The sequence below is a fragment of the Sinorhizobium sp. KGO-5 genome (assembly GCF_036245905.1).
GTDB lineage: Bacteria > Pseudomonadota > Alphaproteobacteria > Rhizobiales > Rhizobiaceae > Sinorhizobium > Sinorhizobium meliloti_A.
In genome coordinates, this window is the sequence record NZ_BDIZ01000013.1 from 14,522 (window position 1) to 27,184 (window position 12,663).

At 63.4% G+C, this 12,663-nt stretch carries 11 protein-coding genes; 9 read left to right on the forward strand and 2 right to left on the reverse strand.

Annotated elements, in window-relative coordinates; translation table 11 throughout:
• Nucleotide 1: 1 nt before the first annotated feature.
• Nucleotides 2–997: a LacI family DNA-binding transcriptional regulator gene (locus BHD07_RS29230; protein ID WP_324764258.1), complete on the reverse strand. Its 996-nt coding sequence runs from the start codon at nt 995–997 to the stop codon at nt 2–4.
• Nucleotides 998–1,148: 151 nt separating this feature from the next.
• Between BHD07_RS29230 and BHD07_RS29235 the strand changes: the two genes are divergently transcribed.
• The 3 genes from BHD07_RS29235 (at nt 1,149) to BHD07_RS29245 (ending at nt 4,704) form a co-directional block, all read left to right on the forward strand.
• Nucleotides 1,149–2,498 (forward strand): uracil-xanthine permease family protein, encoded by a 1,350-nt coding sequence (locus BHD07_RS29235; protein ID WP_338284053.1) that lies wholly within the window; start codon nt 1,149–1,151, stop codon nt 2,496–2,498.
• Nucleotides 2,499–2,599: 101 nt separating this feature from the next.
• On the forward strand, nt 2,600–4,000 hold the full coding sequence (locus tag BHD07_RS29240; protein ID WP_338284054.1) for an amidohydrolase: 1,401 nt from the start codon (nt 2,600–2,602) through the stop codon (nt 3,998–4,000).
• Nucleotides 3,997–4,704 (forward strand): sulfite exporter TauE/SafE family protein, encoded by a 708-nt coding sequence (locus BHD07_RS29245; protein WP_013850073.1) that lies wholly within the window; start codon nt 3,997–3,999, stop codon nt 4,702–4,704. The genes BHD07_RS29240 and BHD07_RS29245 overlap by 4 nt, the downstream gene beginning before the upstream one ends.
• Before the next feature lie 19 nt (nt 4,705–4,723).
• Here BHD07_RS29245 and BHD07_RS29250 read toward each other — a convergent pair whose 3' ends face one another.
• A complete protein-coding gene (locus tag BHD07_RS29250) occupies nt 4,724–5,803 on the reverse strand; it encodes an NAD/NADP octopine/nopaline dehydrogenase family protein (RefSeq protein WP_338284055.1) in 1,080 nt (359 codons plus the stop codon).
• A gap of 201 nt (nt 5,804–6,004) precedes the next feature.
• Here BHD07_RS29250 and BHD07_RS29255 point away from each other — a divergent pair, with 201 nt between their 5' ends.
• The 6 genes from BHD07_RS29255 (at nt 6,005) to BHD07_RS29280 (ending at nt 12,653) form a co-directional block, all read left to right on the forward strand.
• Nucleotides 6,005–6,982 (forward strand): LysR family transcriptional regulator, encoded by a 978-nt coding sequence (locus tag BHD07_RS29255; RefSeq protein WP_100672483.1) that lies wholly within the window; start codon nt 6,005–6,007, stop codon nt 6,980–6,982.
• A 79-nt stretch (nt 6,983–7,061) separates the two neighbouring features.
• A complete protein-coding gene (locus BHD07_RS29260) occupies nt 7,062–8,162 on the forward strand; it encodes an extracellular solute-binding protein (protein ID WP_100672484.1) in 1,101 nt (366 codons plus the stop codon).
• Between the two features lie 85 nt (nt 8,163–8,247).
• Nucleotides 8,248–9,231, forward strand: coding sequence for an ABC transporter permease (locus tag BHD07_RS29265; protein ID WP_338284056.1), 984 nt, complete (start codon nt 8,248–8,250; stop codon nt 9,229–9,231).
• Nucleotides 9,232–9,241: 10 nt separating this feature from the next.
• Complete coding sequence (locus tag BHD07_RS29270; RefSeq protein WP_338284057.1) at nt 9,242–10,033, forward strand: ABC transporter permease; 792 nt, start codon at nt 9,242–9,244, stop codon at nt 10,031–10,033.
• Between the two features lie 2 nt (nt 10,034–10,035).
• Nucleotides 10,036–11,106, forward strand: coding sequence for an ABC transporter ATP-binding protein (locus tag BHD07_RS29275; RefSeq protein WP_100672487.1), 1,071 nt, complete (start codon nt 10,036–10,038; stop codon nt 11,104–11,106).
• Between the two features lie 80 nt (nt 11,107–11,186).
• A complete protein-coding gene (locus tag BHD07_RS29280) occupies nt 11,187–12,653 on the forward strand; it encodes an NAD(P)/FAD-dependent oxidoreductase (RefSeq protein ID WP_338284058.1) in 1,467 nt (488 codons plus the stop codon).
• The last annotated feature ends 10 nt before the right edge of the window (nt 12,654–12,663 follow it).

Genomic DNA, 12,663 nt, shown 5'->3' on the forward strand with positions numbered 1-12,663 from the left:
GTCATGCCGCCGAGGATTCCCGCACGACCAGCAGTGGCGGGGCGATCGCGTGCCGTTGGGGCTCCTTGCCCTCCATCGCTGCGATCAGCACGTCGATCGCCGCTTCCGCGACCTGATCCAGATGCAGGTTGACAGCCGTCAATTGCGGCATAGCGAGTTTTGCCCGCATTCCGTCGTATCGCGTCGCCAGTCGTAGACCATGCGGAACGGGGCGGTCGAGCAACCGGGCGGCATCGAGCACCCCCCTGGCGAAAGCGTCGACAGGCACGCATAAAGCGTCGATATCCGGATTGCTTCGCAGGAGCCTCTCGGCAGCCGCGGCAGCCTCCGATTCCCCGCCGCTTTCGTCGATGCGCAAGGCAACCGGTGAAAATCCTCTCTCCGCGGCGTAAGCCGCATAGACGGCCTCGGTCTCGATGTAGGAATTGCGCCGCTGCTCGCCGGTAATCAGGCCGACCCGGCGACTGTTCGCGCCAAGGTGCTCCAGCATCAGCCGGGCTGTCGCAGTGCTCTGAATATCCACCGACGGAATGTCGTCTCTCCCCGGCGCCCGCCCGATCGAGACAACGGGTACGCCGCGGGCAGAGAAGAAATCCAGTAACCGGTCTTCGACCATGGGTTCGACGATTATGGCGCCGTCGACTTCCAGCGCGTCGAGGTTGGAGTCGGGCTCCAAAGGCGGCACCAGGCAGAGGGCGAGATGCCGCGAAAGAGCCGTAACGGCAGCGGCGGCAGCGATCTCCATCAGGAAGCCCAGCCTCGCAGGGCCTGCAGCCACCGCAAAGGGCATTGACGATGCCAGGGCGATAATCCCCGCCCCGCCCGTTCTGAGCCTGCGGGCCCGGGGATTGGCCCGGTAACCCATCTTGTCCGCCAGCGCCACAATCCTGGCTTTCGTCTCGGGGTCGACATAGCGCCGTCCGCTGAAGGCGTGGGAAACCGTCGTCGGCGATACGCCCGCCGCCTTCGCCAATTCCACGATCGTCGATCTTGCCATCCGAACACCCCGTCCATGAACCGGCCCGGATGATGGCATTGCGGCGCGGCTTTTACAAATCGATTTGCCAGAGAGAAAGAATGTGCTATTACACACCATGCAAAACGATTTGCATAGCCAGCGGGAGAGAGGCTGGCGTGGAGGAGATCAAATGACCGGGAACAAAATCGATTCTATCGACCCGACGGACGAAGTGCTGCCGCCGCGCAGCCTGCTTCTGTTCGGTCTTCAGCATGTGCTGGTGATGGCTGCTTCGCCGATAACCGCGGTGTTTCTTGTAAGCAAGGCGCTCGGCTTTTCCGATGCGCTGACCGTCTCGCTGATCAGCGCGACGTTTCTGATCTGCGGCCTGGGCACAATCCTGCAGAGCTTCGGACCGGCGGGCTTCGGCGCGCGGCTGCCGTTCATCATGGTGCCGGGTGGCGCGCCGATCGCGATCTTTCTGGCCATCGCCCAGCAGACCGACGTGCAGACCGCCGTCGGCGCGGTGATCCTCACCGCAGTCTTCTATTTCCTTGCGCTGCCGGTATTCCGCCGGCTGCTCCGCTATTTTCCGCCCATCGTGGTCGGGACCATGCTCCTTCTCGTATCGGTGAACCTCGTGCGCATCTACGGCGGCACGATCACCGGCAAGCAGGGGAGCGAAGGCTTCGCCGATCCGATGAATGTCGGGCTTGCCCTTGCGACGATCGCGCTGACGATAATCTTCGCAAGAGTCTTCACGGGCACGCTTCAGCGGATCTCGGTAATGCTCGGCCTCATCGCGGGTTCGGCCATCGCCATGGGAGCCGGGTATATGGACCTTTCCGGCATCTTCGACGGACCGATGATTGCCGTGCCCCAGCTTCTTCCGTTCGGTATGCCGAAGTTCGACTTTTTCGCCGCCCTTCCGCTGATCGTGTTTTCGATCATATCGATGGCCGAAGCGACCGGGCAGACCATTGCCACCGCCGAGATCGTCGGGCGTCGGGGCGACGCTCACGCGATCGTGCCCGCGACCATCCGCGGCGACGCCGTCGCCTCGCTCGTCGGCGGTCTGTTCGGAACCTCGCTTATCATCACCAGCGGTGAAAACGTGGGTATCGTCCGGGCAACCAACGTGAAATCCCGCTACGTCACCGCAACGGCCGGCGTGATCCTCGTCCTCATCGCCCTGTTTGCGCCGATCGGTCGTCTGGCGAATGCCCTGCCCGGCCCCGTCGTCGGTGGAACGGCTGTGATCGTGTTCTCGATCATCGGCGTGATCGGGATCGACCTTCTGCGTCGCGTCGATCTGCGCGAGCACGGGCCGATGTTCACGCTCGCAGCGGCGCTTTCCATGGGGCTTCTGCCGATCCTGGTCCCGGGCGTCTACAGCCAGTTTCCGCAATGGAGCCAGATGATCCTGGCCAACGGCCTTGCCGCCGGAACAATCACGGCGGTGATTGTGAACGCATTTTTTCAACACCTGCCTCTGGAGCAATTCCAGGCAAAGTGCGCAGCGGTTTTCCGTCCGGAATAGCGGCAAAACAAGGATCAGAGCATTTCCGCGGTTCAAAGCGGGAATGCTCTGGGCGCCGCCGAAAGGCAGCAGCCAGCGTCGAAGCTGAAAGGAATACAAAAGTGACGGAATTGCGCGACAAGTTTGAGGGCAGCAGTGAATTCCTGCTTCACCCCGGCAAGGTTCTCCTGCCGGACGGGCCTCGATCCGGAATGGGGGTAGTGGTCCGCGACGGGCGCTTCACGGACATCGGCGCCGCAGGGCTTGTCGGCAGCCGGAACCCGGATCTGACACCGATCGAGCTGCCGCATCATCTGGTGATGCCCGGCTTCATCGATACACACACCCATCTGACCCAGTCGCTCGGCAAATCGCTTGTCTTCGGCGAGCCTTCGGAGATCTTTCGCCGGATATGGGTGCCGCTCGAAGGCAGTCTCGACGAACGGATGGTGTATCTTTCCGCAAAGCTTGCGGCGCTCGAGTGCCTGCGCGGTGGCTTTACCGCCGCCGTCGATGCGGGCACGCGTTCAGCCGGCCATGTCGATGCGCTGATACGGGCGGCGCGGCAAATCGGCCTGCGCAGCGTCATAGGCCTGATCTGCAACGACCTCGGCGGAGCCGCCGTCGTCCCCGAACGCACGACGATCCTCAAGAACGCAGCCAGGCACCTGGCCGCATTCGAGGGCGACCCTCTCGTTCATGCCTCGCTCGCCATTTCCATTCCGGAGGCGGCCAGCGACCATATGCTGGCCGACGTTTCCCGGATGGCACGTGAATCGGGAGCGATATTCCAGACCCATGTCAACGAACACCTCGTCGCCGTCGAGCGCTCGCTGGTCGCAAACGGCCGCCGTCCGCTGGAGCACCTCGCCCATCTGGGCGCCCTCGGCCCGCATGTGCTGATCGCCCATTCCACGCTGGTGACACCTCACGAGCTGAACCTGTTGCGCGACAGCGGCACGGCCGTCGCCTACAATCCGGTCGCCAGCCTCTGGAAGGGCAATGCCATCGCGCCCGCCCTGCAGATGGCCGCCCTCGGCATTCGCTTCGGGCTGGGAACGGACGGAACGCGCGCCGACGGCTTCCGTCTGATGGATGCCGCCGAAGGCCTGCAACGCGCCGGCTTCGGCCTTGCGACAGGCGACTCCTCCTGCGGCGGCGGCTGGCTCTGGGTCGAGCGGGCAACCGCTCAGGCTGCGGACGCCGCAGGTCTCGCCGGAGTGACCGGTGCGATCCGCGAGGGGCTTGCCGCCGATTTCCTTCTGGTCGACCTGGATCGTCCTGAATTCACCCCCTCCCACGATCTCATGTGGGAGCTCGTGCGCTACGGCAATCGCGACCAGATCGATGCAGTCTTCACCGCCGGGCAACTCCGTCTATGGCAGGGCTGGCCGGTCGGATGGGATGCACGCGCTCTTCTTGCCGAGGTGCGCGAGGTCACGGCCGAGGCCATCGCAAGGGCGCCGATCCAACGCGTCCACAAGCCGTCGTCCGAGCATCGGGCGCTGGGGCATTTCGCATGACTCTCGGCCTTTTTGCGATCCTGAGCGCCGTTACGCTCGTCTCGTCCTTCATCCAGGGTGCGCTCGGCATCGGCTTCGCACTGATCGTGGCGCCCGTCGTCGGCATCCTGAAGCCCGATCTCCTGCCGGTGACGCTGCTTCTTCTGATGCTGCCGCTCAATTTCCACGTCGCCTGGCGGGAACGGTCGGCGGTCGATTGGTCCGGCGCGAAATGGATCACGCTCGGCAGGTTCGCCGGCACCTTTGCCGGCGTGTGGCTGCTCGCCGCGCTCTCGACGCAGCAGCTGGATCTGGCCGTCGGCTGGTTCACGGTCATCGCCGCCGCCGCCGCGCTCTTCGCGCCGCCCTTCGAACCGGGCCGCCCGAGCGCGCTCGGCGTCGGACTGTTCACCGGTGTGACCGAAACGGCGACCGGCATTGGCGGCCCGCCGCTCGCTCTCCTTTACCAGCACGCCCAGGGGCCGATACTCAGAGCAACCGTGGCGGTGTGCTTCTTCGTGGGCGAAATCATGTCGCTCGTGATACTCGCCTTTGCAGGGCGCCTCGGAGCGGACCAGCTACTGGCTGCGCTCTACCTCGCACCGGCGGTTCTCCTCGGAAGCGCTCTGTCGCGGCTGACGCACGACCATATTCGCGGCCGCGGCCTGCGCTTGGGCGTGCTCACCTTCGCGCTGGCCAGCGGGGCTTTTCTGATCGTGAGATAGGCGCACGCCCTGCTCACCGTCAGGCCGTGAAACCCTGGTCGCAAAGCTCTCTGAGAGCGGCGGGCGAGAAACGGTCGAGCGCAAGCTCCGGCAACAGGTCGTTATCGGCCGCGAGGTTGCGGTTCATGGCAGCGGAAAACAGGCTCGTTCCCGCTTCGTGCAGAACAGCGGGCCGGCCGGCGATCCTCCCAAGCAGACTGGTGGGGACGAGCCCGAAGGGCACGTCCTCGTAGATGTACCGGCTGTCGGCTGTCGCCGGGCCGAAACCGCCCCGTCCTTCGGTGTGCATCTGCTGGTTCATGTCCGAGACCGTGCCCATCGGCACATGGAAAGACAGGGAGAAATGTTCGCGTACGGTTCTGACCGACAGACCGAAGGTTTCGGCGATCCTCAGCCGCTCCGCGTCGAGCGCTTCGATCAATTGTCCGACAGCCGGCGTCACATGCTCGCCCTGTCCCCATTTCTCGCCCTTCTCCATGCGGGTCAGGTTGAGAAGCGCGATGCCCAGGTGGTTCTGCGGGTTGAGGTTGGAAAGCGAGATGGCCAGAAGCCCGTCGCGCTCGACGAAGCGGTCTCCGAAAAGCTCAGTGCACAGCGCCTTCCCCTCGGCTGCGGCAACCTTCGGCAAGGTGGCGACGTCGATTTTCTGGCGGACGGTATTGACGGAAACGCTTGCGCCGTCCGGCTGCTGGCGGCCGGTCAGAAGGGTCGTGCCCCAGACGATGATGGGCAGGGAAACGCCCCGTTCGGCCAGCCGCTTCGAAAGATAGAGCGCGCCGAAGGAGCTGTGCGAGCTGACGATCACGGGCTGGCCGGACTTCAGGTGCGGCAGCGCCGCATCGAACGCCACGCGATGACCATTGGCGGGCAGCGCAACGATGACCGCATCGGCGTCGGCGACCGCCTCGCTTGCGTCACGGGCAACCGCCACCGGGCCGGAAAACTCGACGGCGCCTGTCGCCGTCAGCGGCTCCCCTTCCGACAGTTTGCGCGTGCGCGCGCCCGAAGGAGACCACAAAACGGGGTGATGACCGGCTTTTGCCAGGAAAGCCGCCATGCCGAAGGCGATCGCCCCGGCGCCGAGAATACCAATACGCATCGTGGTTCTGTCTTCCTTTCTCAAATGGCGACGTGCTTTGCCGTCTTGCAATCGAGGTCGCCCAACACCGCTCTTCGCGAAGCATCCAGCGGGAAACCGGAGATTTTTCACTGGATAGCACCGAAAAGAAAAATTGTCCTTTGTCACTGGCGCTTAAGATACGTTTTATGCAGTATGAGACAGCTATAATGCACTGGGCGCATGATTGTGATGGAGATACGGGAACTCGAGGCCTTTCTTGCGGTGATGTCCACCGGCAGCATCACCGCCGCCGCCCGGCTGCTCGATCGCTCCCAGTCCCAGGTCACGCGCCTCATCCAGGACCTCGAAACCTCCGTCGGCTTCGCGCTCTTCGACCGCAACGGTCCGAAGATCGCACCGAGCGAAAAGGGGATCGCCTTCCACGCGGAAGCCGAGCGCTTCCTGAGCGGCATCGGCCATTTGCGGGAGCGGGCAAGGACGATCGCGGAAAAGGAGCCGCAGCCGATCGAGATCGTGGCGATCCCGGCCTTCGCCAGCGGCATCATCCCCTTGGCGCTCGCGGCGTTGCCGGAAAGGCTGCTGCCGCGAAAAATCCATCTGCGCAGCCTGCCGGCGGAGGCGGCGGTGCAATCGGTATTGGCCCGCACGGCAGATTTCTGCGTCACGTCTCTGCCGGCCGACCAGCCGGGACTGGAAGTGCACGGGGTGTTTCAGGGACCTTGCGTTGCCGCCGTGGCGGAAGGTGATCCTCTTGCCGCCTGCGAGGTGATTTCGATCGCAGATCTTGCCGGACGCAACATTATCACGATGGCCAATCCGTTCCGCCTGCGCCACCGCGTGGACATAGCGTTGGAGGCAGCGAATATCCGCCCGGCCAGGATCATCGCGACCAGCGTTTCGGTCAATGCGGTACAGATCGCATCGACGGGGCTCGGCGTGGCGATCATCGAGCCTGCGACAGCCTACGGTTTGAAGCTGGCCAATGTCGCGGTCCGTCCGCTCGACGTCGACATTCCTTTCCCGTGGGCGATCTTTTCGGCCGCCGCGCGTCCGTTATCCGACAGCTCGCGCGAACTGATTCAGGCGATCATACAGATTGCTTCCGCCCACATCCCGGGATTTACCGCTCACGACCCGCGCAACGTCAATCGCGTCGCCGATATGATCTTGGGAGGAGACCAGACCGACGCACGCTAGCCCGCGAAACCGCCCTGCCAAATGCCGGGAAGTATCCAATTCATAACAACGAAACTGAGAACCAAAAGAGGAGAATGACATGAAAGACTTCACCGCAACCCGCCGCTCCACGCTGAAGCTTCTGGCCGCCGGCACGGGCGTCCTGGCAGCGCCGGCAATCATTCGCCCGGCATTTGCCCAGTCCAAGGTCGTGAACATCACCACCTATGACAAGTTCGTTCCGCAATCCTTTATCGACCAGTTTCAGAAGGATACGGGCATTGAAGTGCGCATTCGCCTGACAGACGACCAGGGCAAGCAGTACAACGTGCTGTCGGCCGAAGGCGAGACGCCTTCGACGGATATCGTCACGGTCACCGGCCATCGTCTGTCGCAATTCATCGGGTCCAAGCTGCTCACGCCGCTCGACACCGGCCGGCTGAAGAACTGGGACAAGCTCGCCTCCGCCTACAAGGGCGCACCGCAGCTTACCGTCGACGGTTCGGTCTACGGGGTGCCGCTTTTGGCCGGCTTCGAGGGCCTCGCCCGCAACACGGATTATACCAAGGCCTCCGACAGCTGGGCCATCATGTTCGATCAGGAATACAAGGGCCTGACGTCCTACATCATTTCCGACTTCCTCCAGATTACCATGCGCTATCAGGGCAATGACGGCGACTTCGTCACCTATGAAGGCAAGCCGGAGGAGGCGCAGGCCGCAACCAACAAGGCGCGCGACTACCTGATCCAGAACAAGGACATGGTTCGCAAATACTACGACGCCGGCTCCGAAGTTCAGCAGATGTTCGTCAACGAGGACATCTATGTCGCCCATAGCTGGTCCGGCCCCGCGGCGAAGCTGATCATGGACGGACATCCGATCGAAATATCGGTTCCGAAGGAGGGGACCTATGGTTTCCTCTACTCCTTCAACGTGGTGAAGAACGGCCCGAATACGGATGCGGCCTATACCTTCCTCGACGCCATCCTCTCGTCTCCGGAGATCGGCGCGGCGATGAGCCGGCAGTCGGGCTTCGCCTCCGCATTCGACGGCGTGGACAAGGTGCTGAACGACAAGGAGCGTGCTGCAATGACCCTGCCGCAGGAGCAGACCGAGCGCATCCAGTTCTTCAGCTCCGTCAACCGCGACATGAAAAACGAGATGGTCGACAAGGCGGTCGCCGAGATCAAGGCCGCCTGATCGATCGCCGAGGCCCATCCGACGCGGCCGGTCCCCTTGGGATCGGCCGCGAGAAAGAGCATTTCCTGAGCCTGGAACGACGACAATGGTAGATACGACCACAATGCAAGCCCGATCCGCCGGTTCTTTACGGGTGCCCCGTTATGCCGGATGGATCGGCAAGGCCGTCGGTTCGGGTCTTTATCGCCACACCATCGGACGCCTTGCGGACAGCCGCCGTGCCCGCCTGGCGCTGCTTGCCGGCGTCCCTCTCTTCTGGATCGCGGCGCTGCACATCGGCCCGATCTTCCAGATGGGGCGGATCAGCTTCATGACGGACTACCCGCAGGCACCGGACGGAGGCCCCGCCTATACGCTGGCCAATTACGAGCTGTTCTTCTCCGACCAGCTCTATTTCATGCCCTTCATCCGCAGCCTCATCTTCGCGGCCGTCGTCACGATCTCGACCCTGGTGATCGTTTATCCGGTCGCTTACTACGTCGCGAAGATCGTTCAGCCGAAGAACCGCATGCGCGCGTTGCTGCTCCTGCTCATCCCCTTTTGGGCTGGAGAACTGATCCGCACCTTTTCGGTCATCATGCTTCTCGCCAATCGCGGCGCGGTCAACGTAGCGCTACGCGAACTCGGCTTCATCGATCGGCCGATCCCAATGCTCTACACGTCGTTCTCGCTGAGCTTCGGCGTCATCTATCTGCTGGCGCTCTATATGTTGCTGCCGCTCTATTCGGCCATCGAGAAGATACCGACACCGCTCATTCATGCGGCGGCCGACCTCGGTGCCGGCCCGCTCCAGCGCTTCCGCCGCGTGATCCTGCCCTTGTCGAAGGACGGCATCGTCTCCGGCTGCAGCCTCGTCTATCTCACCTCCGTAGGGGTCTTCGCGGCACCGCTCCTGCTCGGCGGCCCGAATACGGTTATCTTCCCCGAGGTGATCGCGACGCTCTTCCACTCCTCGAACGACAAATGGCCCGAAGGCGCCGCCTTCGCCATGCTGCTGCTCGCGGTTTCTCTGTCGACGGTCGGCCTGTTCATGCGGGTGATCGGCGGCCGTTCCGTCCGGCTGATGTAAGGAGGCCACGATGCGACCATACTTCGCCGATCTCCCGAAGACGGCCCTCGGTGCCGCCTATTGGCTGTTTGCGGTCTATCTCCTGCTGCCGCTGGCGCTGATGACGGCCATGAGCTTCAAGGATGCGAGCTTCGTCGCCTTTCCGATCACGGACTGGACGCTCAACTGGTACGCCCAGGTGCTGCAGGACAAGCAATTCATCGAAGCCTCGCTCTATTCGATCGGGATCGCGCTGGCGACCACCGCCGCGGCGACCGTCATCGGCGTGTGGATCGCTCTTCTGGTCTCCACCGAAGGCATCTGGGGCAGGGCCATCATCTTCGCACTCGCCTGCCTTCCGGCGGTCGTTCCGGGCCTCATCAACGCAATCTCCATGCGGATATTCATCCGAACCGTCGACATCCCGACCGGCACGGCGGCGATCATCCTGTCACATGCAGTCCATGCCGTGCCCTTCGTGGTGATCATGGTGCTCACGCGCCTGCGTTCCATGCCGGCCAATCTGGTCGACGCGGCTCGCGATCTCGGCGCCGATCGGTTCGTGGCCTTCCTCAGGGTCACGATCCCGTACCTGATGCCGGCACTTCTCGGCGGCATGATCTTCTGCGTGCTCACCAGTATCGACGACTTCGTCCGCACCTTCTTCCTCGGCGGCTACAAGCCCACGCTCCCGATGCTCATCTTCGCGAAGGTACAGGGCGGCATGTCGCCGGAAATCAACGCCATGGCGACGATCGTGCTGGTCGTGACAGCCGCTGTCGGCGTTTACGCCGAGCACCTCACCCGCCGTTCAAGGAACTGACGATGCAGCCTGTGGTCCACTTCAAAAACGTCAACAAATATTACGGCGGATTGCCTGCGGTCGATGGCCTGGACCTCGCCGTAGAGCCGGGACAATTCGTGACGCTGCTCGGCCCCTCCGGTTGCGGCAAGTCTACGACGCTGAGGATGCTCGGCGGTTTCGAGCAACCCTCGTCGGGGGAGATCTATCTCGAAGGCGAGCCGATCTCGCATCTGCCGCCGAACAGACGCAACGTCAACATCGTCTTTCAGGACTATGCGCTCTTTCCGCACCTCAACGTCGGCCGCAACATCGCCTTCGGACTGGAATTGAAAGGACTTTCTTCGGACGCGATCCACAAACGGACCATGGAACTGCTGGCCCTCGTCAAGCTCCAGGATTTCGCGGACCGCATGCCCGACCAGCTTTCGGGCGGCCAGCGCCAGCGCGTCGCGCTGATGCGCGCGCTCGCCCCCGACCCGAACGTGCTTCTGCTCGACGAGCCCCTTTCGGCGCTCGATGCCAAGCTGCGCCAGCAGATGCAGATCGAGCTGAAAACCATCCAGCGGACCACCGGCAAGACCTTCATCTTCGTCACCCACGATCAGGAGGAGGCGCTGACCATGTCCGACGTGATCGTGGTGATGAACAAAGGCAGGATCGAGCAGATGGGCGGCCCGAACGAGCTCTATTCCCGGCCGCGCAGCCGCTTCGTCGCCAACTTCATCGGCCAGAGCAATTTCCTCGAAGGCAAGCTGCTTTCCGACGACGGCGCGACCGCGGCCATCGACTGGAACGGAAGCATCATCCACGCCGACCTCAACGGGACGAAGCTGGCGGCCGGCACCGGCGCGACCGTCGCGCTTCGTCCCGAGGCCCTCTACTGCGTGGCGGAACAGCCGAAGGACCGGTTCGCCCTGAAGGGCCGCATCGTTCAGCGCGTCTTCAAGGGCGCCCACACGTCCCTGACCGTGCAACTCGAAAATGGCGCGGAGCTGGCCTTGCAGCTCGATCCGGTAGCGCTTTCGCACATCGGGACGGACGAGGTGTGGCTCGGCTGGCGCGAGCGCGACGCGGTCGTTCTTGCCGACTGACGCGCCTGACTGGCGCAGTCTTTTCAGGGGGCCGCCGGCAGCGGCGGCCCCGAAAGCGGATTTCAGGAGCAAAGGCTATTATGACGAATGAACAGCATGGGCGGCTCGCGGAACTGAATGCGAGGGTCAAACAGGACCTGGACTATCTCAATTACCCGCCTGCCAACTGGTCGAAGCCGGTCACGACGGCTGACGGACAGCCGGTGAGCGATGTCGTCATCATCGGCGGCGGCATGTGCGGCATGGTCGCCTGGCTTGCCCTGACCCGGGCAGGCATCGCCAATCTGCGCATCCTCGACCGTGCCCCCAAGGGGCAGGAGGGTCCCTGGGTCACCTTTGCCCGCATGGAAACCCTGCGCTCGCCGAAGAACCTGCTGGGCCCGGCGCTCGGCATGGCCTCGCTCACCTTCCGCGCCTGGTACACCGCGTGCTTCGGTGAAGCAGCGTGGGAAACGCTGTTCCGCATTCCCCGCCCGATGTGGATGGACTATCTGAAATGGTACCGCGGGGTTCTGTCCATTCCCGTCGAGAACGACACGCATGTCACTCGCGTCCGCCCTCGCGAGGACGGTCTCCTGGAGCTGGAGATCGCCGGCGGCGGCAAGCCTTCCGTCGTCACGCGCAAGCTGGTTCTGGCCACGGGCCGCGAAGGCCTTGGTGAGCCGGTCGTTCCGGCTTTCGTCAAAGGCATGAAGCGCCACGCGTCCTGGGCTCACTCCGCCGACGACGTCGATTTCGAGGCACTCAAGGGAAAGCGCGTCGTCGTCATCGGTGTCGGCGCATCCGCTGTCGACAATGCGGCCGAGGCGCTGGAGTCCGGCGCGGGCGAGGTCCGCCTGCTCGCGCGCCGCAAGGAGATGCCGACCGTCAATAAGCTGATGGGCATCGGCTCCTACGGGGTAACGGCGGGGTTTGCCAAAATCGATCCGGAGTGGCGCTGGCGGATCATGGACTATTCCGTCAAGCAGCAGACGCCGGCGCCGCACAATTCGACGCTGCGCGTCAGCCGCCATCCCAACGCCTTCTTCCACTTCGATTGCGCCATCGGCTCGATGCGGGAGGAAGGCCGCGAAGTGCTGATCACAACCACGAAGGGCCGCGTCTTCCGGACCGATTTCGTCATCCTCGGAACCGGCTTCACGGTCGATCCGCTCAGCCGCGACGAGCTCGCGCCCTATCAGGACCGGATCGCCTGCTGGGAGGACCGCTACACGCCGCCGGCCGGAGAAGAGAATTCAGACCTTGGCCGTTTCCCCTGGCTCGATGACGATTTCGCCTTCACCGAGAAGGAGCCCGGCACCGCGTCATGGCTCAAGGATATCCACTGCTTCAACTATGGTGCCTCGATAAGCATCGGCAAGGTGAGCGGCGACATTCCGGCAATCAGCGAGGGCGCGCTCTGGCTGGCACGCGGGATCGCCGCCTCGCTCTTCATCCGCGATATCGACTACCACTGGAAAGCCCTGCTCGCCTATGAGAAGCCCGAACTCGACGGCTCCGAATGGACCGACGCGGACGCGCCGCAGCCGGCACACAAAACTGCTTGAATTTCTCGAT